At 59.9% G+C, this 23,234-nt stretch carries 15 protein-coding genes; 6 read left to right on the top strand and 9 right to left on the bottom strand.

Annotation, left to right across the window (positions count from 1 at the left end; all coding sequences use genetic code 11):
* Positions 1-62: 62 nt before the first annotated feature.
* Together ccoN and ccoS are read right to left on the bottom strand one after the other, a co-directional pair.
* Entirely contained in the window at positions 63-2,282 is a 2,220-nt protein-coding gene (gene ccoN / locus FHG12_RS13475) for a cytochrome-c oxidase, cbb3-type subunit I (RefSeq protein WP_139516225.1), read from the bottom strand.
* A gap of 110 nt (positions 2,283-2,392) precedes the next feature.
* Entirely contained in the window at positions 2,393-2,551 is a 159-nt protein-coding gene (gene ccoS / locus FHG12_RS13480) for a cbb3-type cytochrome oxidase assembly protein CcoS (RefSeq protein ID WP_139516226.1), read from the bottom strand.
* Between the two features lie 118 nt (positions 2,552-2,669).
* Between ccoS and FHG12_RS13485 the strand changes: the two genes are divergently transcribed.
* Both FHG12_RS13485 and FHG12_RS13490 read left to right on the top strand, forming a co-directional pair.
* The gene (locus FHG12_RS13485) at positions 2,670-3,101 is read left to right on the top strand and encodes a MarR family winged helix-turn-helix transcriptional regulator (RefSeq protein ID WP_139516227.1); all 432 of its coding nucleotides are present in this window, start codon (positions 2,670-2,672) and stop codon (positions 3,099-3,101) included.
* 75 nt (positions 3,102-3,176) lie between these two features.
* Entirely contained in the window at positions 3,177-3,824 is a 648-nt protein-coding gene (locus tag FHG12_RS13490) for an NADPH-dependent F420 reductase (protein ID WP_139516228.1), read from the top strand.
* A gap of 113 nt (positions 3,825-3,937) precedes the next feature.
* On the opposite strand, the gene FHG12_RS13495 is transcribed toward FHG12_RS13490, so the two are convergent.
* The 3 genes from FHG12_RS13495 to FHG12_RS13505 all read right to left on the bottom strand — a co-directional run bounded on the left by FHG12_RS13495 (position 3,938) and on the right by FHG12_RS13505 (position 9,128).
* Positions 3,938-6,358, bottom strand: a complete 2,421-nt coding sequence (locus tag FHG12_RS13495; protein WP_139516229.1) for a heavy metal translocating P-type ATPase — start codon at positions 6,356-6,358, stop codon at positions 3,938-3,940.
* A 126-nt stretch (positions 6,359-6,484) separates the two neighbouring features.
* Positions 6,485-7,537, bottom strand: coding sequence for a response regulator (locus FHG12_RS13500; protein WP_139516230.1), 1,053 nt, complete (start codon positions 7,535-7,537; stop codon positions 6,485-6,487).
* Positions 7,515-9,128, bottom strand: coding sequence for a sensor histidine kinase (locus FHG12_RS13505; RefSeq protein ID WP_139516231.1), 1,614 nt, complete (start codon positions 9,126-9,128; stop codon positions 7,515-7,517). The genes FHG12_RS13500 and FHG12_RS13505 overlap by 23 nt, the downstream gene beginning before the upstream one ends.
* A gap of 160 nt (positions 9,129-9,288) precedes the next feature.
* Between FHG12_RS13505 and FHG12_RS13510 the strand changes: the two genes are divergently transcribed.
* From FHG12_RS13510 to FHG12_RS13520, 3 genes are all read left to right on the top strand, one after another.
* Positions 9,289-9,606 (top strand): thioredoxin domain-containing protein, encoded by a 318-nt coding sequence (locus tag FHG12_RS13510; RefSeq protein ID WP_139516232.1) that lies wholly within the window; start codon positions 9,289-9,291, stop codon positions 9,604-9,606.
* A gap of 162 nt (positions 9,607-9,768) precedes the next feature.
* The gene (locus FHG12_RS13515; RefSeq protein WP_139516233.1) at positions 9,769-11,223 is read left to right on the top strand and encodes an amidohydrolase family protein; all 1,455 of its coding nucleotides are present in this window, start codon (positions 9,769-9,771) and stop codon (positions 11,221-11,223) included.
* Positions 11,224-11,893: 670 nt separating this feature from the next.
* Entirely contained in the window at positions 11,894-12,646 is a 753-nt protein-coding gene (locus FHG12_RS13520) for an LOG family protein (RefSeq protein WP_139516234.1), read from the top strand.
* Positions 12,647-12,653: 7 nt separating this feature from the next.
* Here the strand turns inward: FHG12_RS13520 and FHG12_RS13525 are convergent, their stop codons facing one another.
* On the bottom strand, positions 12,654-13,484 hold the full coding sequence (locus FHG12_RS13525) for a DUF6544 family protein (RefSeq protein WP_139516235.1): 831 nt from the start codon (positions 13,482-13,484) through the stop codon (positions 12,654-12,656).
* Between the two features lie 248 nt (positions 13,485-13,732).
* On the opposite strand from FHG12_RS13525, the gene yiaK reads away from it, so the two are divergent.
* Entirely contained in the window at positions 13,733-14,725 is a 993-nt protein-coding gene (yiaK, locus tag FHG12_RS13530; protein WP_139516236.1) for a 3-dehydro-L-gulonate 2-dehydrogenase, read from the top strand.
* 25 nt (positions 14,726-14,750) lie between these two features.
* Here the strand turns inward: yiaK and FHG12_RS13535 are convergent, their stop codons facing one another.
* The 3 genes from FHG12_RS13535 to FHG12_RS13545 all read right to left on the bottom strand — a co-directional run bounded on the left by FHG12_RS13535 (position 14,751) and on the right by FHG12_RS13545 (position 23,018).
* Entirely contained in the window at positions 14,751-17,132 is a 2,382-nt protein-coding gene (locus FHG12_RS13535) for a TonB-dependent receptor (RefSeq protein WP_230471119.1), read from the bottom strand.
* A 266-nt stretch (positions 17,133-17,398) separates the two neighbouring features.
* Entirely contained in the window at positions 17,399-18,604 is a 1,206-nt protein-coding gene (locus FHG12_RS13540) for an efflux RND transporter periplasmic adaptor subunit (protein WP_139516238.1), read from the bottom strand.
* A 28-nt stretch (positions 18,605-18,632) separates the two neighbouring features.
* Entirely contained in the window at positions 18,633-23,018 is a 4,386-nt protein-coding gene (locus FHG12_RS13545) for a CusA/CzcA family heavy metal efflux RND transporter (RefSeq protein WP_139516239.1), read from the bottom strand.
* Positions 23,019-23,234: the final 216 nt, after the last annotated feature.

Raw genomic sequence — 23,234 nt, forward strand, 5'->3', positions numbered from 1 at the left:
ATGTTGTAGCGTATTTCTTGGGAAGTGGCTCTGGTTGGCCGGCACTGCCCGCCAACCAGAGATTACTGGGCGCCGGCGGTAGCGGTCGTCGCTTGTTCGGGCTTCACCTTGATGTCGGTGCCGAGGCGCTGGAGGTAGGCAATCAGGGCCACGATTTCCTTGTCGGATTTCACCTCGATCTCTTCCTTCTTCAGCTCGTTGGCAATGCCCTCGGCTTGGCGCTGCGCATCGGCCACGGCTTGCTGATCGTAGCCCACCGGGTACGGCGTGCCCAGCTTTTGCAACACCCGGATTTTAGCGCCGGTGTTGGAGTAATCGATCTGGTTTTCAAACAGCCACGGATAAGGCGGCATGATCGAGCCGGGCGACATGCTGGTGGGGTCCATCATGTGGTTGTAGTGCCAGGAGTGCGGATACTTGCCGCCCACGCGGTGCAGATCCGGGCCGGTGCGCTTGGAGCCCCACAGGAAGGGCCGGTCGTACACAAACTCGCCGGCTTTGCTATATTCGCCGTAGCGCTCGGTTTCGGAGCGGAAGGGGCGCACCATCTGGGTGTGGCAGTTCGAGCAGCCTTCCTTGATGTAGATGTCGCGGCCTTCGAGCTCCAGCGAAGTATAAGGCTTCACCGAGGCGATGGTGGGCACGTTGGACTTCACCAGGAACGTCGGAATCATTTCGATAGCGCCGCCGATGAGGATGGCGATGGTAGCGCCGATGCTGAGCTGCACGGGGCGACGCTCAATCCAGCGGTGCCAGTGGCCGCCGGTGGCGTGCGGATCTTGGGCAACGGGCAGCAGGGCAGGGGCTTGCGCTTTTTCGTTGGCGAGCAACGAGCCGGTCTGGGCGGTTTTGATGAGGTTGAACATCATCAGGAACACGCCGCTGAGGTAGAGCACCCCGCCAATGCCGCGCAGGTAGTACATCGGCACGATTTGCAGCACGGTTTCGAGGAAGTTGGGGTACTGCAACATGCCCTCGCCGTTGAACTGCTTCCACATCAGGCCCTGCGTGAGACCGGCCCAGTACATCGGGATGGCGTAGAACAGGATGCCCAGCGTGCCCAGCCAGAAGTGCGTGTTAGCCAAGCGCTTAGAGTAAAGCTCGGTTTTGTAGAGGCGGGGCCATAGCCAGTAGAGCATGGCGAAAGTCAGGAAGCCGTTCCAGCCGAGCGCGCCGACGTGTACGTGGGCCACAATCCAGTCGGTGAAGTGAGCGATAGCGTTCACATTTTTCAGCGACAGCATCGGCCCTTCGAACGTAGCCATGCCGTAGGCCGTCACGGCCACCACCATAAACTTCAGCACGGGCTCTTCGCGCACTTTATCCCAGGCGCCGCGCAATGTGAGCAGGCCGTTGATCATGCCGCCCCAGCTAGGCGCGATCAGCATCACCGAGAACGCTACGCCTAGGCTCTGGGCCCAGTCGGGCAGGGCAGTGTAAAGTAAGTGGTGCGGCCCGGCCCAGATGTAGATAAAGATCAGCGACCAGAAGTGAATGATACTCAGGCGATAAGAGTACACGGGCCGACCAGCCGCTTTGGGCAGGAAGTAGTACATCAGGCCCAAGTAGGGCGTGGTCAGGAAGAAAGCCACCGCATTGTGGCCGTACCACCACTGCACCAGCGCGTCCTGCACGCCGGCATACAGCGAGTAGCTTTTCATGAAGCTCACCGGCACCTCCATCGAGTTGACGATGTGCAGCACGGCCACGGTCAGGAAGGTGGCGATGTAGAACCAAATGCCCACGTATAAGTGGCGCTCGCGGCGCTTGGCGATGGTGCCAAACATGTTCCAGCCAAACACCACCCAGATCAGTGTGATGGCAATGTCGATGGGCCACTCCAGCTCGGCGTATTCCTTGCTGGTAGTGAAGCCCAGCGGAAGTGTAATCACCGCTGAGACAATGATCAATTGCCAGCCCCAAAAGTGGATTTTGCTGAGCAAATCGGAGTACATCCGCGTTTTGCACAGGCGCTGTAACGAGTAGTAGACGCCCGTGAAAATGCCGTTTCCAACGAAGGCAAAAATGACGGCGTTAGTGTGCAGCGGCCGGATGCGCCCGAAGGTGGTGTAGGGCGTGCCCATGTTGACTTCGGGGCGGGCCAGCTGGAAGGCAATGATCACCCCGATTAGCATTCCGGCAATACCCCAGAATACGGTGGCGATGCCGAAGTTGCGGACGATCTTGTTATCGTAGAAAAATGTGTCGACCGCCTTCACGGCGTTCTTCAGGACCTGGGGCGGCTGAGGCGCAACTACCGGCGGTTGTGGATCGACTTGCATAGCGTGGAGAGTGTATGATTAACTTCTCCAAAGGTCTTCCGGCGGCTGCAGCTAAAAGATGACGAAAGTCAGATGGGGTGGTGATTGATGTCAGCCCACCGAGCGGAAGCTTACGGCGTCGGGTCCGTGGGCTCGTCCTCAAATAGCATCCGCACGGAGGGTGTGTAGTCGTCTTCGTACTGGCCGGTGCGTACCGCCCACAAGAAGGCTCCCAGGAATATTAAGGCGACGGAAAGACTGATGCCGATGAGCAGAAAGATGATGGTCATGGGAGTGTATTTAGGCAAGGAGTTGATGCCGGCTGAAAAAAGCGCCGGAGTAACTATTTATCAAGTTTGTATATACAAATGTTGCTGGTAGTTTTGCGGCCATACTCTTCCGCATGCCGTGGCTACTGATTCGCGCTATTGTAACTGTCTGTTTTTCTCGGCTAACGCCGTCGCTCGCTTGCTCACGAGCATGGCCGAGGAAGAATTTGCCGTTACGGGCCTCTCGCCCTCTCATGCGTTCGTGCTCATGACCGTGTGCCACAAGCCGGGGCTGCAAGCCGGGGAAATCAGCCGGGAAATGCAGCTGACGCCTTCCACCGTCACGCGGCTGGTGGAGAAACTGGAGCAGCGTAAGCTGCTGGAACGCGAGTCGGTGGGGCGGAGCACCCGCGTGACGCCCACCGCGGCGGCCACTGAGTTGCTGCCCGATGTGAAAGCCGCTTGGCGCCGCCTCTATGCCCGCTATACTACGTTGCTGGGGCCGGAAGCCGCCGCGCAATTGACCGCTGCCACGTATGAGGCCACAAAAAAACTCGAGCCGAAAGGCTAGTTTTTTTGCCTTGTAATTATTGTATGTACAAGCAAATGAGTTGATCTTCCACTCACTTTTTACCTCTCTCTTCCTATGAACATTGGAATCTTGGGCACGGGCAGCGTCGGCCAGACGCTGGGTGCCAAACTGCTGGAAATGGGCCACAGCGTATTGCTTGGGTCGCGCACAGCTGGCAACGAAAAGGCCGTAGCTTGGGTGCAGCAGCACGGCGGAGCCGCCCGCGAAGGCTCGTTTGCCGACGCCGCTCAATTCGGCGATCTCGTAATTGTGGCCACCTTGGGCACTGCTACCGTAGAGGCGGTGGAGCAGGCCGGCGCGGCCCACTTTGCCGGCAAAACGGTCATTGACCTGACTAATCCGCTGGACTTCTCCCAAGGCATGCCGCCCACGCTCTTCGTAGGGCTCACCGACTCGCTGGGCGAGCAAGTGCAGCGGGCTTTGCCGCAGGCGCATGTCGTGAAAACCCTGAACATGGTCAGCGTGCATCAGATGATAAACCCAGCCTCGACCGGCGGGGAGCCCGATATGTTTGTGTGTGGCAACGATGCCGGCGCCAAGGAGCAGACCACTCAGCTGCTGCGTGAGCTGGGGTGGCAGCGCGTCACCGACCTGGGCGGCATCGAAGAAGCCCGGGCGACCGAGCCCTTCGTGCTGCTGTGGGTGCGCTACGGCCTGAAGCACAACACCTGGGGCCACGCCATCCAGTTTGTGCACGCTTAAGCCGAAATCCCCAAATTTATTCCGCAGAACCCCACCGAAGCGTACAAAGCTTTTCGGTGGGGTTCTTTGCGTGGGGGCGGGTACCGAGCAGGAGGAAGCCATGAGCTGACTGGTTAAAACCGGCGCCGCCAGGCCGCATAGCGCACCAGCAGCGTGGCAAACAGCATCACGCTGAGCGAGCTGATGGGCATCAGAATAGCCGACACGATGGGCGTAAACCGGCCCTGCACGGCCAGTCCCAAACCGATGCCATTGTAGCAAAACGACAAAACAAAGGTGGCCAGCACAATCTGGAGGCAGTCTTGGGAAAAGCGCAGGAACGTGGCGAGTTGGCCGAAGCTGCTCGCATCCAGGATGGCGTCGCAGGCGGGCGAGAAGTTGCTGAGCGTATCGGTGAGGGCGATGCCGGCGTTGGCTTGCTGCAAGGCGCCCGCGTCGTTCAGGCCGTCGCCGACCATAATGACCGTGCGGCCCTGCCGGCGCAACTCGGCAACATATTCCAGCTTATCCAGCGGCGACTGTTGGAAGCGTAGCTCTGCTTTCGGCCCAAACAACTCGCGCAGCCGAGGGCGCTCCGAACTGTTGTCGCCGGAGAGCACGGCCAAGCGGTAGCGCTTGCCCAACTGCGTCAGGATAGGGACGAGGTTGTCGCGGTAGACATTATGAAACACGAAGCAGCCGACCGGTACACCATCTAGAGCCACGTACACCCGCGATTGCCGTTGCGCATCGGCTTCTGCAACGTCGGCTGACCGTTGGGCCCCGGTGAAGGCCGCCGAGCCTACCTGCACGCATACCCCGTTGACGACTCCACTCAGGCCTTGTCCAGGTGCTTCTTGTAACTTATTTATAGTCAAAGCATTATAAATAAGCTCTTTGGATAGCCGTTGGCTAAGCGGGTGCGTCGATTGCTGGACCAACGTAGCCACGAGCTGCTTTTCTTCAATGGTCAAAGGGCGACCCTCGTAGCTGACCTCCGAGCGATGCGTATCGGTGAGCGTGCCGGTTTTGTCGAATACAATCGTGTCGGCGCGGCCCAGCGTTTCGACCACGGCCGAGTTTTTCAGGTAAAACTTCTTCTGCCCAAACACCCGCACGGCGGCGCCCATTGCAAACGGCGTGGCCAACGACAACGCGCACGGACAGGCAATGACCAGTACCGACGTAAACGCCCGCAGGGCCATGTGCGGATCCTGCGGGTACCAATACAGAATCGCGCCCAGCGCTAGCGTGAGGGTCAGGGCCACGAAGTAGCGACCGACTTTGTTGGCGTAGGTTTCCAGCGTATGCTTGTCGCCTTTTTGGAATGCAGGATTGTTCCAAAGCTGCGTCAGATAGCCCTGCGACACCTCGCGTACTACCTCCAATTCCACGGCTTGGCCCACCTGCCGGCCGCCGGCGTACACCAGCTCGCCGGCCCCCTTGGCCACGGGCACGCTTTCGCCCGACACAAAGCTGTAATCGATCTGGCCAATGCCGCGCATGAGCATGGCGTCGGCCGGAATCACCTCTTGGTGGCGCACCAAGATGCGGTTGCCCACCCGTAACTCCTTCACCGACACTGATTTATCACCGTCTTTGGTGAGCAGCGTCACGGCCACCGGGAAGTAGGAGGTGAAGTCGCGATCGAAGCGCAGGGCGTCGTAGGTGCGTTGCTGCACCCATTTGCCGATGAGCATGAAAAACACGAGGCCCGTAAACGAGTCGAGGTAACCCGGCCCGCGGTGGGTCAAAATATCAAACAAGCTGGTCAGCATCAGGGCCGTAAGGCCAAGGCTGATCGGAAAATCGAGGTTGATGTAGCGCTGCCGCAGTCCCTGCCAGGCCGATTCGTAGAAGCTCCGCGCACTCACTAGCAACACGGGCAGCGAGAGGATAATGCTCAGATAACCAAAGAATTGGCCGAATTCAGCCTGAAGCTGTTCCGTAAAGGAAAAGTACTCCGGAAAGGCCAGCAGCATCACGTTGCCGAAGCAGAATCCCGCCAACCCCAGCTTGTAATACAGCATCCGGCTGCCGTGGTGGGGCTGGGCACCGAGTTCGGCCAGCGTAATCTGGGGCTCGTAGCCAATGGCCGCCAGCAGCGTTACGACTTCCTTAAGGTTGGTTTCGCTGGGTAAGTAGCTAATGGTTAATTCTTTACGCAAAAAATTGACCCGCGATTCCGACACGCCCGGATTAAGCTTGTACAGGTTTTCGAGCAGCCAGATGCACGAGGCGCAGTGCATCTGCGGGATGGTGAGCGTGAGTTTGGCCAGCGTGTCGCTGCGGAAAGCCAGCAGCTGCGCCTGCACCGACTCTTGGTCGAGGTAGTCGAAGCGGCCGGGCAGCTCTACGTCCTTTACTTTCTGGCCGGGGCGCTCGTCGAGGCGGTAGTAGGTGCACAGGTTACTGGCCGCCAACAGCTCGTACACGGCTTTGCAGCCTTGGCAGCAAAATGGCTGACTATCAAGGAGAATGGGCTCGTCGGGGCACGCGTCGCCGCAGTGGGTGCAGGCAACGTGGGTATGAATTTCGGCAGGGGCAGGGATCACGGCAGAGCAGATCAGAGGAAAGCCAAAGCTCCGACTTGCTGCCTGCCCAACAGATGACGAATGTCAGCCCAGGGGCTGATTCATTTCAGCCAAACGGCTCTCATACACGGCGTTTCCTCATCCCGGCTACCAGTTGGAGCGTCGCAGCTTTTCGGGCTGCAACACCCGAATGCCTTTGGTCGACATCTCGATCAGGCCGCTTTGCTTGAACTCGCTCAGGGTGCGGATCAGCGACTCGGGGGCGGTGCCTACCACGGCGGCCATGTCGTCGCGGGAAAGCTGAATCAGTGCGTCGGGCTCCGGACCGGCCTGCTCTTGCATGCGCAGCAGCGTATCGGCCACGCGCCGCCGGATGGAGTTGTAGGCCATGCCCAGCAACAGTTGTTCGCGCTCGGCCACGTGGCCGGCCAGCAGCCGGATAAAGTGCTGACTAACATCGGGGTTGCGTAGCACCAGCTGCATGAAGTCGGCCTTCGGAATATACACCAGCGCCGAATCGTCCACGGCCACGGCCGAATCGGTGTATTTCGTGTGTTCCAGCAGCGGTAGGTAGCCAAAAAACTCGCCGGCCTGGTAAATGCCCGTAATGAGCTCTTTGCCTGCCGAAGTGGTCTTGATGGTTTTGACGCGCCCCGATTTTACGAAGTACAGCCGCGTCGGCTCGTCGTCCTCGGCGTAAATTTCCTGCTTTTTGCGCACGGTTTGCACCTTGCGGTCGGCCGAAAGGCTTTCCAGGTTGCCCACGGAGCGGGCGTCGTCGAGAAACTCGTTGAGGCCTTCGCCTTGCAGATCGTAGTCGGGCTTGAGGTGCTGAAAGCGGTTGAGCCGGCCGGTAATGGCACTCAGTAGCTCAGTTTCGTCGAAGGGCTTGGTCAGGTAGTCGTCGGCGCCCAGTTCCATGCCGCGGCGCAAGTCGGTGCGCTCGGTTTTGGCCGTCAGGAAGATGAAGGGCACGCCCGCCAGCTGTGGGTTCTGGTTGAAAATGTGCAGCACCCCGTAGCCGTCGAGCACGGGCATCATGATGTCGCAGATCACCAGATCCGGTTTGGTGGCCAGGGCCTGCTCGACGCCGATCTTGCCGTTTTCGGCCGTGTGTACCGCGTAGCCCGCCAATTCCAGAATTTCGGCGGTGTTTTCACGGATGAAGTCGTTGTCCTCAATCAGCAGGATGGTTTTCATAAGGGATCGTGATGGTGACGGTGGTGCCCACGTTCAGCTCGCTGTGGAGGGCAATGTCGCCCCCCATCAGCTCAAGATATTTGGCAATAATATAAAGTCCTAAGCCCGTGCCGGGTACCGTCGTGACGTTGCGCGCCCGGAAGAAGCGCTCGAACAGGTGCTCCTGATCTTCCCGGGAAATGCCTACGCCTTGGTCCTGCACCGTCAAGGTAAATTGATTCTGCTCGCAAAGCGTACGAACAGTTACCACCGACCCGGCGCCGGAATACTTGATGGCGTTGGACAGCAGGTTGACCAGAATCTTGCGCAGCAACGACGGATCAAGCCGAACGGGACCCGAGCACGACGCCTCTTTCTCGATGCGCTGGCCGGGCTTAAACATGCCCTGCATGCTGGCCACCGTATCAGTGAGCAGGCCGGCAATGTCCAGCTCAATAGGGTGCGCTTCTATCTTGCCTTCCTCGATTTTGCCCACCGACAGAAACTCTTCTAAGATGTCGTTCAGGTTGTTGACCGACGAGCGGATGCGCTGCAAGTGCTTGAGCCGCTGGGGCTGCTGGTCGCCGCCGGCGTACTTTTCGATCAGGGCAGCCGACGTGAGCACGGTAGTTAGGGGCGTGCGAAACTCGTGCGACGCCATCGACACAAACCGCGATTTCATCTCGCCCAATTCCTGCTCGGCGGCCAGGGCTTTGGCCAGCTCCTCCTGGCGCTGCTCCAGCTGCTCGAGCGTGTGCATGAGGGCGTGGGTGCGGTCAACGACCTTTTGCTCCAGCTCGGCATTCAGCCGCTCGACGCGTTCGCGCTGCGCAATCAGTTCGCGCTCGGCGTTCTTTTTGTAGGTGATGTCGACGATGTAGGACACCACGTACAGCTGCTCGTCGAGGTGAAAATAGCTCAGGCTGACTTCCACCGGAAACACCGAGCCATCCTTGCGCCGCGCCTGCAAGTCGCCGCGGTGCGCGCCCATCGACCGCACCGCCGGCGCCTCGTTGAACGACTCCCGGAACCGTTCGTGCTGGCTGCCCACGGCGTCGGGCACCAGCACTTCAATGAGCTCACCAATTAATTTATCGTCTTGATAACCAAATAGTTGGTGGGAAGTTCGGTTAGCCGAAATGATTTGCCCCTGTCGGTCGCAGACAATGATGCCGATGGTGGCATTGGCCACGACTGCCTCGAAACGGCCCACGCTCTGGGCCAACTCGCGCCGGGCCTGCTGAAGCCGGCTTTGCTCGGTGAGGCGAACTAAGAAAAAAGGCCGATCTTCCATCTGAAAGGCCGTCAGCTCGAGGCGCGCCCAAAACGGGTCGCCGGTCTGGCGGCGTATTTCGGCTTCCAACTCCTGCCTCTTTTCGCGCATGACCTGCTCCTGCAGCGCTTGCCAGGCTTCGTCCGATAACCCCGAGGTGAGGAGCGAGCGCTTGGGGTCCTCGAAAAACGCCTGCTCCGACGGGTAGCCCAGCAGCTGAATGCCCGCCGGATTCACATGCGTAAACCAGCCCAATTTCACGTCGTAAAGGCCAACAAACTCCTTAGCCTGCGTAAAAAGAATATCGACCAGAGTCGTGATATACGGTGAAATAGGCATATGAAAACGCAAATACGGCGGCAACGAGGCCGGGATGAAGGACGCTAAAGTTGTGGATAAATTTTCTGGTGATAAAAGTCAGCTAAAACCCTGATCGTCGTCAGGGGGCAAGCTCAGCGGGGGAAGTACTTTTACGAAAGCAAAATTATTTTTCCCGGCGATGACTTCCTCTCAACCCCAACCGCAGCTTTCCGAAACCGATTCGGCGGTTTTGCTGGTCTTGCTCCCAACGGCTACCGGCAATGGCGTGCAGCAGGCCGCCACCAACGCGTCGCTGGCCACCTTGCAGGGGCGCCTCGGTGCGGCCATCCGCGTGCTCAAGGTCGACGAAGCCAGCCATCCGGCCGTGGTGCGCAGCTTCCACGCCACCGAGCTGCCGTCGTTCGTGCTGGTGCGGCAAGGTATTGAGCTTTGGCGCCAGCAGGGCCTGCCGGAAGGAGAAGTAACCGCTACTCTTCTGCTGAGTAAAGTAGATTAATAAATTATAAGCAATTGATTATGAATCATTTATAATTTGTGCTTTAGTAGTGCTTACGCCTTGCCGGGCAAGGATTTTACAGGTTACGTGCGGGATAATATTTTGTAGCTTACTGCCCCCTGGCTACCGCGGGGCTTATCTATCTGTATTATCCCGTCCCGAATGGCTTCATCTCGCACGATTTTCTTCCGCAGCGGCCTGTTGGCCAGCACCTGTTGTCTGCTGTGGGCCGGCCAGAAACCGCAGCCCGCGGCGGCTCCCTACGATCTGGTGATTTCGCACGTCAACGTGATCGACGTGGTCACGGGCCAGGTCCGGCCCGACCAAATGGTGGCCCTGCGCGGCGACGCGATTGCGGTAGTCGAAAAGGCCGGCGCAAAACCGTACGCGGCCAAGCGCACGCTCGACGGCCGGGGCAAATACCTGCTGCCAGGCCTCTGGGACATGCACGTGCATTTTCGTGGGGGCGACAGCCTGATACAGGCCAACCAAAACCTATTGCCGCTTTTCCTGGCCCACGGCATCACGACGGTGCGCGATGCGGGCGGCGACATGACGCCGGCCGTAATGAGCTGGCGGCGCCAGATTGGGGCGGGCACGTTGGCAGGGCCGCGCATCTTTACCTCCGGCCCCAAAATCGACGGGCCACACGCCTACTGGCCGGGCTCGCTGGAAGTCGAAACGACGGCCCAGATCAATAAGGCGCTGGATTCGTTGCAGAAGCTGCACGTCGATTACGTCAAGATCTACGACAGCAACATCAGCCGCGAGGCCTACCTGAACGTCATTTCCGAAGCCGAAAAGCGCGGCCTGAAAACCACGGGCCACATGCCGTATTCCGTGAAGCTGGGCGAGGCCGTCGACCGCGGGCTGGACGCCTCCGAGCATCTGTATTACGTGTTTAAAGCGTGCTCCGGCAAGGAAGACAGCCTCACGAACCTCGTGCGCCAAAGCCTGACCACTGCGCACCCCTTGGGCCTGTTTGCCATGCTGCCGGCCGTGGAAGCAACGTACTCGCCGGCTGCTGCAACGCGCATTTTTCAGCAAATGGCCGCGCATCATACGGCCGTGGTGCCCACGCTTTTCATTGGCAAAACCCTAGCCGACTTGCCCACCACCGACCACACCCGCGATACCATGCTGGCCTACATCGACCCCAAGATTCAGGCTACCTACACCCGCCGCCTGAGCAGCGCCAAGGGGCAGTCGGCGGAGGCGGCGCAGTTCCGCAAGAAGCTGGAGGTACGGTTTAGCGGCTTGGTGCCTAAGCTGCAAGCAGCCGGCGTAACCGTGCTGGCCGGCTCCGACAGCGGGGCGTTTAATTCCTTCACCTATCCGGGCGCTTCGCTGATTGGCGAGCTGGAAATGCTGGTGCAGGCCGGCCTGACGTCCGCCCAAGCGCTACGGGCCGCTACCCTCAACGGGGCGCGGTTTATGGGCGTCGAAAAAACTGCGGGTACGGTGGCAGTGGGCAAAAACGCCGATCTGCTGCTACTAGCCCAGAATCCGCTAACCAACATCCGAAACGTGCGCACTATTAACACCGTAATTGCCCGCGGCAAACCCTATTCGCGGCAGGCTTTAGGCGCAATGTTGCAAGCCGTAAAGCAGAAATAAGTTGGCGCTGGTAGCAGCTAATGCTACGTAAACTCGCGTTGGCATATGATATAAGTTATTGAATATCAGTAACTTATATCATATGCCAACGCGGCTGACTCAGCTTGCTCTTCAGCAACTATAAAGTCTCCGTTGGTCGCGCGGATGGCGCGGCAGCTTAGCACGCCCATCAAGCGCGATGGTTTCACCATAATTCCGGTGACGCGGTGGCTGTCTGTGCTGGCACTATTGCTGCTGCGCAACGTTCCGAAGCTGCTGCAATAGCGCTAGCAAAAACCTCACGATGCTCGCCACAGCACAAAGCCTTAGTGTAGGCTGGAGGTGCTGCGCAAATAGGCGCTGCCCAAAGCCAGTATTGCAAGCAACAGAAACGGGAAAAGGAGGGAAGGAATAACCATGACGCCGGTAAATTAAAGGACTTGCAAAAGCCCAAGGTGAGGTGAAATGCTTCTGCAAAAATCGGTTTTTACACCCCGTAATGCTTTGATAAACATTGGGTTGGCGTATGACTTTTGTCATGGCCGCTCTGCCTGAGGCCAGCCCTAAGAAAAGAACACCCAGCAGCGCAAAATTGCCCGTGTTTTTTGTTGCGGATAAAACAGCGTGGCAACGTCCAGCGGCTGCCTCGTTGCTTCTGTTCTGCCACCCGCTGAAATTTTCGTTGCTGGTTATGCCGACTTCCGCCCAACTTCTCGCTCCTGCCACGTCCGCTGCGCGGTCCGAACGCCGTTTTCTGTCGGGGCCGCGCAGCCGCCCCAGCGAGCTGCGGTTTCTGTGGGATGTACTGCGCGAATTTCTGCGCGGCTTTCGGGTGCTGCACTTTGTGGGGCCGTGCGTGTCGGTGTTTGGCTCGGCGCGGGTAGTCGAAGGCTCACCGTTTTACCTGTTGGCGCGGCAGTTGGGTGCCGGGCTGAGCCGGCAAGGATTCACGGTGCTCACGGGCGGCGGGCCGGGCATTATGGAAGCCGCCAACCGAGGCGCCCGCGATGCCGGCGGCCCTTCTGTGGGCTGCAACATCGAGCTGCCCCAGGAGCAAAACCCCAACCCATACCTGGATAAGTGGCTGACCTGCCGGTATTTCTTCGTGCGCAAAGTGCTGCTGGTCAAGTATTCCTATGCCTTCGTGATTATGCCCGGCGGCATCGGTACGCTGGATGAACTGTTTGAAGCCCTGACGCTGATCCAGAACAAAAAAATTCTGGACTTCCCCATCGTGGTCGTCGGGCGTGAGTACTGGCAACCGTTGCTGGCGCTGCTCGCGCACATGGAAGCCCAGGGCATGGTGGCCCCCGTCGATTTGCAGCTACTCACCTACACCGATTCGGTGGAAGAAGCCCTCGCCCACATCGAGCGCTACGCGGTGGTGAAGTTCAAGCTGCTCAGCGAGCATCGGCCGCGGCGTCGGTGGTGGTTTGGGGAATAAACGCTTGCTAAAAGGGCTGCAGGGGGCCGTAGCTCAACTCCTGCACGATGAAATGGGCATAGGGCTGGCGCTTACCATCTGCAACCCAAGCGCCTTCCAGCACGGTGGGCACGCGCACGCCTTGTATTTCACGGTATTGGGCCGAGCGCCCTATCCATGGCAGTAATTTCTGGTCGCCTTGGTAGCGCTGGGTTTCGCATTGCTCGATTTCGTTTTGCTCGTTGAAGCGCACCAGATACGCGACCGTTTGGCCTTCGTGCGTCAGCGTCAGCCGGGCCGACTGGTCATCGACGGCGGCCCAACTGACGCGCTCGCTGGGCAACAGATTGGTCGGGAGCCACGTGCTTTCGCCCAGCCAGCGCAGCAGTTCGCCCTGATCGTAGTGCGGGCCGGCGCCGCGCATGATGGGCACCGCTCCGAGCAGGCGCACCGTGAGGCTGCCACGCCCGCCTACGTATTCGTCGCGGGCGATAAATTGCCGGGTGGTGCCTTGCCAGATAAAGCCGGGCGGGTCGGCTACCAGGTATTCTTCCCCTTTGATGTCGATCCAGTCGCCTTCTAAATCCGTTTTGAACTGCCCGCCGTGGCGCAGGCGCAAGCCGCGTAAGTACGGCTGGCCATCGCGCAGCACGTGGCGGAAGTAGCGCTGCACCGGCGCGGGCAGCCCTTCGAGCTGGGATTCGTGGTAGATGCGGGTGGAAACGTCCGTCAATTGGGCAAAAAGCCGCTCCACATCCCGGCGTAGTCGCCGGGCTGCTGCCTTCCGGCCCAGCACAATACCCGCCACGGAAGTAGCCAGCGCCGCGGAAACCAGCAACCAAGTGGCTTTCTTTTTCATGATTATATAAGTGATTGGTATAGAACAAGTTATGAAAAAGTGCCGCGTAGCTTTTACAGCGAAGCACAGCGCAAAGGTGCAACAGCCCTCAAGCATCGGCCATGACGAAAGTCAGGCGGTAACCCAGTATACTTCATGGACTTACCTCGGGCGGAGTTTGCCAAACCGCTCGATAGGGGACGCTCGTCGGGGCCCGACGGGAGAAAGAAAATCCCGTACATTCAGCCACCAACCAGATGCCGTTGCTTATGAGCCTTCGCATTCCCTACATGCAACTCCAGCAGGAGCTGAAGCGCGTGTTGCTCTCACTTTCTTTTTCGGAAACCAAAGCCGAGCATTGCGCTACGGTGTTTGCGCAAAACAGCCGCGACGGCGTGTATACCCACGGGCTCAACCGCTTCCCGACGTTTGTGCACGCCATCCGAAACGGCTGGGTGCAACCCTCAGCCGACCCGACTTGCATCGAACAAAACGGCGCGCTTGAGCGCTGGGATGGCCACCTGGCGCCCGGCGTGTATAGCGCCAGCCTGTGCATGGAACGGGCCATCGCGCTGGCCCAAACCCACGGAATTGGCTGCGTAGCCCTGCGCAACACCAACCACTGGATGCGCGGCGGCACTTACGGCTGGCAGGCCGCCGACGCCGGCTGCATCGGTATTTGCTTTACCAACACCATCGCCAACGTGACGCCGTGGGGTGGTACCGGGCCGCGGCTGGGCAACAACCCGCTGGTAATTGCCGTGCCCCGCGGCTCGGAGCCGCCTGTGGTGCTGGATATGGCTCTGTCGCAGTATTCGTTTGGCAAGCTCAGCACCTACGCCAGCCGGCAGGAGCCGCTGCCCGTGCCGGGCGGCTACGACCAAGAGGGCAACTTGAGCACCGACGCGGCCGAAATTATGGCGTCGCAGCGCGGGCTGCCCATTGGCTTCTGGAAAGGCTCGGGACTGTCGCTGGTGCTGGATGTGCTGCTGACGGCCCTAAGCGGCGGACGCTCCACGGCCGCCATTACGCAGTCGGGCGCGGAGTATGGGGTGTCGCAGTGCTTCATCGCAATTCGGCAGCCCGAACTACATACCTCGCTGATTGAAGAAATTCTGCGCTACACCAAATCGGACGGCGAAGGGCAACCCAGCGGCAAAGTATTCTATCCCGGCGAGCAATCGCTGGCCACCCGCCACGACAACCTTTTACACGGCATTCCGGTGCAGGAAGATATCTGGCAGCAGGTATTGGAAATGTAGCAGTGCGCCGGGCGCTATGATATACTCAGCCAGCGCGGCGCTTTTCGTCCTCGGCGCTGCCGGTGCGTTTGCGGGCAGGCGTTACCGTATCGCTGCCGAAGCGGTAGCTAAACGAAAGCGTCGCCACCCGCGTGTCGAGCCGCTGATACAGCGATTCTACGTAGTTGTCGTAGGTGGAAGTAGCGTGCAGCGTGGCGGTATAAAACAAGTCGGTGGCGTTGAGCTTGAGTGTGCCCTTGCGGTTCCATACGGCTTTTTGCAGGCCAAGAGAAACCTGCCCATTTGGCCTAGTATCCAAGAAGCCGTACTGCTCGCGCGACTGGTAGCGGCCGTTGAGCTCGGCCGACCAGCCCTGGCCGAAGGTCAAGGTACTGGTGCTGCTCAGGTTGAAGGCCGGGCGGCCTTTGTCCAGGGCCGTGCCGGCCAGGTGGCCCACGAAGCGGCTGTAGTAGAACACGCCGTTGTTGTAGACGCTCCACCACTTGGCAAGCTCGACGGGCGCCGTCAGCGTCAGGGCGTAATAATACTGTTTGCCCAGGTTCGCGCTGGTTACCACCACCTTATTGCCTGCTTCCGGCTGCACTACCCCCACGATGGGGTTGCTGGTGATGCTGTAGCTCAGGCCGGTGCTGAATTTTTGCTTGTAAGTATGCGTCAGCTCGAAGTTGTAGCTCGTCTGCGGGCGTAGGGACGGGTTGCCGGCACCCGAAGTGGTGGGATCGCTGTAAATGCGGAAGGGGTTGAGCTGCCCATAAGAAGGCCGATCGATGCGCCGGCTCAAGGACAGCGATACTTCGTGCTTATCGTTGATCGTTTGCTTGGCGGCGGCACTCGGGAAAAGCTGGGCGTAATTGCGTCTAAAACCCACATTGCCAACTTCTTGGTTGCCAATGGCTTTCGTTTGTTCGGCGCGCAGCCCGGCTTGCAACGTCAGGCGGGCGTAGGTACGCGTCAGGTCGAGGTAACCTGCGTAAATGTTTTCGGTGTAACGGAAATGGTTGGTTTGCCCCGCGTCCACCGAGTCGCGGCCGTCGCGGGTTATCAAAAAGACCACGTCGTTGTCCGATGATACCCTGCTGGCCTTGCCGCCCGCTTCCAGCACAAAGTCTTTCGAAACCGGATGCGTGTAATCCACCTTTACCGACTGGATGGTGAGCGCACCGGCCTGCTTCACGCGCAGCAACGAAGGCGAAGCGATTGGCACTTCATAAAAGGTGTTCAGGTGCTGCTGCCGATCGGTGGTGTAGCGCGCGTAATCGACGTCGGCACTCAGCTCGCGCTTGCCACTTGCGGCCGCAAACGTGTGGCGAAAATTGAGGTTGGCCGCGCCGTTGGGCGAGTGAAAGTCGCGCGTTTTGTCGGTGCGGTTTTGGGCCAGCAACGACTGGTCGGCCCGAAAGAGTTGGGTAGTATTGTAGCCTGCCTGCTCCAAATGACTCCTCAATCCGCTCACCACGGCCCCAATCACTGTGCGCTCGGAGAGGGTATAATCGAGGCCCACTTTCCAAGTGTGCGTGTGGGTGTGATTGACGATTTTATTGAACAGATCGCTGCGGCTGGTCACCACTTCGGCCACCGAAAAATCGCGGTGGTTGGTGATTTTCACGAAATCCTGCCGGTTGGCGTAGTTGTAGGAGCCAAAGAGGTTGACTTTTTGGTGGCGGTGGTTGAGCGCGAGGCCGCTGGTGAACTTGCCGTACTGGCCGCGGCCGTAGGCGGCGTTGGCGCTGCCGTTGGTGCCCTGGCGCTGGTCTTTCTTCAGGTTGATGGCAATGATGCCGGCCCCGCCCTGCGCGTCGTACTTGGCCGGCGGGTTGGTGATCAGCTCGATGCTTTGCAGCTGCTCGGCCGGCAGGGCCCGCAGGTACTCGGCCAGCTCGCTGCCGCTCATCGGCTGGCGCTTGCCGTCGATGAGCACCAACAGGCCTTGTTTGCCGCGCAGGGCCAGGTTGTCGTTGCCGTCCACGGTCACGCCCGGGGCCCGGGCCAGCACGTCGAGCGTGGTGTTGCCGGCGGCCAGCGCCGAGCCGGCCACGTTGACGACGGTGCGGTCGGCCTGGTGCTCGAACAGGGGCTTTTGGCCCACCACCGTCACTTCCTTCAGCTGCGTAGCCCCGCTGGCCGATAGTACCAATGCAGGTATATCTACTTCATGGCCAGTTACTTCTGTTGGTGCGCTCCAACGGCGCACAAAACCCACTTGCGAAGCCGAGACCAAGTAGCGTCCCGGCCGCACCTGCTCGAAGCGAAACCGGCCTTGAGCATCGCTAAACTCGTTTTTGACCACCGCCGAATCGGTAGTGCGGTGTAGCGTAATCGTGGCTAGTTCGAGGCCCGCGGCGGTAGGGGTTTGCACCAGGCCGGTGATCGCGCCGAGGCCCTGTGCCCGGCTGGTGGGAGCAGTCAAAGCCAACAAAACCGTGACTCCTAGCGGTAAACCAAGCCGCTTGAAGAGGGGAGAGGAGAAAAGAAGCATAGGCCAGCGCGTGAAGGGTTTGGAGAAGGGACAACCCTTTCTCGCGCAGGCTGCAACACCCGGGCAAAAGTTAGCCGCGATCTTACTCTATTTCACGAGCTTACGGAAATTCTATTACTTTCAGTAGTTTGAGTATCAAAATGTATCTGTTTGATAATCAAACAGATACATTTTGATACTGATTTCGCCATTAGTACCTATTCCTCCGTGCTTTGGCCTTTACTACGTTCGGCGTCGAGGAAATATGCCCCCTGGCGGACTAAGTGCGTGGTATCGGGCAGGGATTCGAGCGGCACTACGGCCACGTCGCCGTGGGCGGTGGCGCCGGGGCGCACCTTCACGCGCCGGAAGGTGGCGGTGCTGTCGGTGGCCGCCGTCCGGACGTAGACGTAGCTCAACTCACCAGCCTGAATTACAGCCTCTTCGGGCAGAGTGCGGGCTTGGGCGCCAGCCGTCTGGAGGCGGGCCGCTACATACTGACCGGGGAGCAGATTGGCAGCGTCCGTGCCTTCGAGGTGGGCGTGCACGGCGATGGTGCGAGCGTCGTTGTCGAACGCTTTGCCTACCAGAAACACGCGGGCGTGCAGCACCTCGCCCGGCGTTCGGCGGCTGGGCACCGTGAACAGAATGGGCTGGCCTACCCGCACTCGGGCAATGTCTTTCTCAAACACCTTGAGTTGCAGGTGCAAATCGGAGCGATCGACCACTTCCAATAGCACGTCTTGGGGGTTTACAAACTGGCCGGGATTGATGTTGATGGTCGTGACGTAGCCTCCCAGCGGCGTTATGAGGTTCACCGTGGGCTGGATGTGGCCGGTAGCTGCGAGGCGGGTTGGTGAAATATTAAGTTGGGCCAGTTGGGCCGCGAGGCTGCGCACGGCGGCCTGCTCGGTGGCGTAGTCGGCTTGGGCTTGCTGAAGCTTGCGTTTGGCTCCCACATCTTCTACGTCCAGAATGCGTTGGCGCTCAAGTTCTTGGGTAAGAAACCGCACATGGGCGCGGCTTTGCAGATAGTCCTGTTGCAGCTTGAGGTAATCGGGGTGGCGCAACACGGCTACCACGGCACCTTTGGCCACATGCTGACCGGGCAGCACCTTCACCTGCTGCACGTAGCCGCCCAACACGGCCGAAATAGACACGATGTTTTGGGGCGGCACATCGATAACGCCGTTGGCCAGCACTTCGGAAGCCATGCTCTGGCGCGTAAAGCCGCCCAGGCCGATGCCCGCCGCCTGCATTTGCGCCGCCGAAATCGTCACCTGATCGGGGTTGGCCGGGGCAGCGGGCGGGGCGGGCGGCGTCGCGCCCTCGGCTTCCGAAGAAGCGCCCCCGTGGCAGGACGCCAGCATCCCAACCAGCAAGGGCAACGGCAGCAGACGAAGCGCAGAAAGCAAATAGTTCATGGCAAGTAGGTCAACGGCAAGTACTGGCTTAGTCGGTGCCGGCCAGGGCTTGTAGGCTGAGAATGAAATCGTTGTATTGGCGCACCTGATCGAGGTAGGCCTGCTGAATCTGCCAGGCGGGCTCGGTGTTCACCACGTACGTCACGTAGTCGATATCGCCGGCCCGGAAGCTTTTTTCGGCCGTAGTCAGAATAAGCTGCGCCTGCGGCAAGCCATACTTTTCGTAATAATCGAGCGAAGTTCGTGCCCGGCGCAGGTGCTGACGGAGCGCACCCAGTTGGCCCGTAAGCTGAGTGGTCGCGTATGCTAATTCATTGTCGGCCAGCTGCTCACCTAAGCGGGCGGCAGCCACGCGGGCGCGTTGCGCCCCACCCAGCAACGGCACCGACAGGCCCGCTTGCGCCACCTGGTAGCCGTTGGTTTTGTTGATGCTCTGGTTGAAATAGCCCAGCCGCACATCGGGCAGGCGCCGCAGCTGCTCCACGCGGGTTTGCTGCCTGCTGACGGTAGCCTGCTGGCGGAGCAGCCCCAACGTAGGGTTGGTTTCGGGTGAAAGAGCCGCCGTATCCGCGGCGGCTAGCGGGGCCACGAAGCTTTCCGTCGTGTCGATGCGCGCGTTGGGGCCTACACCGAGCAGAACGCCTAGTTGCTGGCGCTGCACGAGCAGGTCGGTGGTCGTGGTGGCTAGGCGGTTTTGCAGCTCCCGCGCGCGGGCTTCGGCCGACACCTGTTCCAGTCGGTTGGTTTCGCCCACTTGGTACCGGATGCGGGCCGCGCGGGCCGCCCGCCGATACAGGCTATCCTGACGGCGGAGCAGGGCCGCCCGGCGGTGGGTAAGTAGCAACTGGTAGTAGCTGCTGCGGATGGAAAGGGCCAATTCGCGGCGCTGCACGCGGGCGCGCTGCTCGGCCGTGAGCGTTTGGCTTTCCAGCAAGCGGCGCTGCGCTGCGTACACGCCCGGCAGCGACGCCTGCTGAATCACGTTGAAGCTTTGGTCGACGATTGGCCCCGAAATCTGGCCGCGCTGGTAGTCCAGCACCGTGCGCGGCAGGTCGTAGCCGGTGCGGGTAAGCGCGCGCTGTTGCTCCACTTGCAACGCAGCCGATTGCAACGAGAGGTTTTGCTTCAAACCCGTCTGCAATGCTTGTTGTAGTGTAAGTATTTGATTGTCAAGTATTTGTTTTTGAGAATTCTGCGCTTGCCCCGAAAGCGGCAAAACCAATAGCGCCACGATAATGGCAACCGAAACCGGACCCGCCGGGCCGGAAGGCGTGGGCGTGGAAGCTGGCTCGCTTTCGGGGGTGCCGGGCGTGGGGTCGTCTTTGGTGAAGAGCGTGTAGAGCACTGGCAGCACCAGCAGCGTAAGCAAAGTAGCCGTAATTAATCCGCCGATCACCACCGTGGCCAGTGGCTTTTGCACCTCAGCCCCGGCAGAAGTCGAGAGGGCCATCGGCAGAAAGCCCAGGGAAGCCACCGAAGCCGTCAGGAGCACCGGTCGGAACCGTTCGGCCGTGGCCCGCAGCACCCGTTCCTGCACGTGATGCACTCCGGCTTCTGCTAGTTCGTTGAGGCTGGCTACCAGCACGATGCCGTTCAGCACGGCCACCCCAAACAAGGCAATAAAGCCCACGCCCGCCGAAATGCTAAACGGCATACCGCGCAGCCACAAAGCCAGCACGCCACCGATGGTCGCCAGCGGAATGCCGGTAAAAATGAGCAGGGCCTGCTTTACCGAATTGAACGATAAGTAGAGCAGTAAGAAGATGAGCAGCAATGAGATAGGCACCACAATGCTCAGGCGGGCTTTGGCGCGTTGCAGGTTTTCGAAAGCGCCGCCGTACTGAATGGTGTAGCCCGACGGCAGCTTCAGGCTTGCGTTGAGCTTCTGCTGAATGTCCTGAACCAGACTCTGCACGTCGCGGCCGCGCACGTTTACGCCAATGTTGATGCGGCGGCGGGCGTCGTCGCGCGAAATCTGGGCGGGCGCGTTGCGGAAGCGCACTTGCGCCACTTCGTCGAGGGGCACTTTCTGGCCGCCGGGCACATCCACGTACAGGCTGCGGATGTCGTCGAGGCTACGGCGCTGGGTCGAGTCGAGGCGCAGCACGAGGTCGTAGCGGCGTTCGCCTTCATAGACTTGGCCCGCCACTTCACCTGCAAATGAGGCCCGCAGCAGCGTATTCAGCTCCGATACGCGCAAGCCGTATTGAGCCAGCTTCTGGCGGTCGTAGGCCACGCGCAGCTGGGGCAGGGCCGCAATTTGCTCCACTTTCAGGTCGCCCACCCCGGCCAGCGGCCGAATTAGGGCAGCCGCCTGATTGGCCTTCTCGAAAAGGATGCCCAAGTCGTCGCCATAAATCTTGATGCTGATGTCGGATTTGGCACCCGAAATCAGCTCGTTGAAGCGCATTTGAATGGGCTGCTGAAACTCCAGATTGATGCCCGGCACGTCGGCCAGCGCGTGCTGCATCCGGCCGGCCAGCTCCTCGCGTGAGTGCGCCGAAGTCCAGTCTTGTTGGTCTTTCAGAATCACCATCTGGTCAGAATCTTCCAACGACATGGGGTCGGTGGGAATTTCGGAAGTGCCGATTTTGCCCACAATTTGTTCGATTTCCGGAAAGTTCTTGAGCAAGATCTGCTGAATGCGGGTGGTGGTAGCAATGCTCTGGGCCAACGACGAACCCGGTGCGAGCGTCACGTTCACGGCAAAATCGCCCTCGTCGAGCTGCGGAATAAACTCGCCGCCCATGCGCGTAAACAGCCAGCCTGCTACCGCCAGCAAGCCCACGGCGAGGGCAACGACCACCGCCCGCCAGCGCAGCGCGCCTTTGATAAGAGGCGAGTAGCCGCGGTGCAATGCCTTCATGATGCGGTCGGCGAGGGTGCCTTCCTCCTTGATGTCCTTGCGCAGCGCCCACGCCGATACGGCCGGTACGTAGGTCAGGCACAGCAACATAGCGCCCACAATGGCAAAGCTCACGGTCAGGGCCATCGGCCGGAACATCTTGCCCTCGATGCCGGTCAGGGCCAGGATGGGAAAGTACACAATCAGGATAATGAGCTGCCCAAACAGCGCCGAGCGCATCATGCGCGTGGCGGCGGCTTCGGCCACCTGGTCCATGGTTTCGCCCTCGGCCCGCTCGCGAAAATGCACGAGGTGAAATATCATGGCCTCAACGATGATCACGGCCCCATCCACAATCAGCCCGAAATCCAGGGCGCCCAAGCTCATCAGGTTGGCCGACACGCCGAACAGGCGCATCATGCCCAGCGCAAAGAGCATGCACAGCGGAATCATGCTGGCCACCACCAAGCCCGCCCGGAAATTGCCCAGCAGCACCAGCAGCACAATAATGACGATGACGCCGCCTTCCAGTAAGTTTTTGGTAACCGTATGTATGGCCTTGTCAATGAGCTTGGTACGATCCAGAAAAGGCAGGATTTCCAGGCCGGGTGGCAGCGTTTTCTGGATTTCGGCTACCCGTTCTTTCACGCCCTTGATGGTTTGCTCGGAGCTGGCGCCTTTGAGCATGAGCACGATGCCGCCCACCGTTTCGCCGCGGCCGTTGCGCGTCATGGCGCCGTAGCGCACCGAGTGGCCAAAGCGCACGTCGGCCACGTCGCGCACCAGCAAAGGAGCGTTTTGAGAGGCTTGTTTAACTACCAGTGAACCAATGTCTTGCAAAGACGTCACGCGGCCTTCGCCCCGGATGAAATAGGCATTGGGCCCGCGTTCCAAATAAGAGCCGCCCGTGTTGGCGTTGTTGTCCTGCAAGGCCGCCAGCAGCTCGGGCATGGTCACGTTGGCTGCATTGAGGCGGTCGGGGCTTACGCTCACTTCGTATTGGCGCACGTAGCCGCCAAAGCTGCTCACGTCAACTACGCCGGGCACGCCGGCCAGTTGGCGCTTCACCAGCCAGTCCTGCACGTCGCGCAGCTTAGCCAGCGAATATTGCTTCTCAAAGCCGGGCTTCACACGCAGCGAATACTGAAAAATCTCGCCCAGTCCGGTCGTGATTGGGGCCATCACGGGCGTGCCGGCCCCGCTTCCCAAATCGGCCTGAGCACTGGTGAGCTTCTCGGCTACCAGTTGGCGGGTGCGGTAAGTATCGATGTTGTCTTCGAAAACCACTGTAATCACCGACAGCCCAAAGCGGGAAATCGAGCGAATTTCGGTGACGCCCGGCACCGTGCGCAGCTGCAATTCCAGCGGCACGGTCAGCAGTTGCTCGACCTCCTGCGCGGCCAGCGCCGGCGACTGCGTAATTACTTGCACTTGGTTGTTGGTAACATCCGGAATGGCATCCAGGGGCAGGTGCAGCGCCGAGTAGCCGCCCCAGGCCACGAGCCCCACCACCAGCAACAGAATCATGAGCTTGTTGCGAATGCTGGCGGCTATGATTTTAGAAAGCATTGAATAGCAGATAGTTCGATTCGGGGTCGCGAGGCAGCCGGAGGCGCAATATGCATCGCGGAAAGGGAAGCACTCGCCAAAAAACGGATGGGTGCCTTATAAACTCCTTAAAGCCGCCTTAAGATTTTCTTAAAATGCACCCCGGTGCTGGCCGGGCAGCATCTTCGTCCGATTATTGTCGTTAGGGCCGCAAGGCCACGGCGGGTAATCGGCAAG

The organism is Hymenobacter jejuensis (genome assembly GCF_006337165.1).
Classification (GTDB): Bacteria; Bacteroidota; Bacteroidia; order Cytophagales; family Hymenobacteraceae; genus Hymenobacter; species Hymenobacter jejuensis.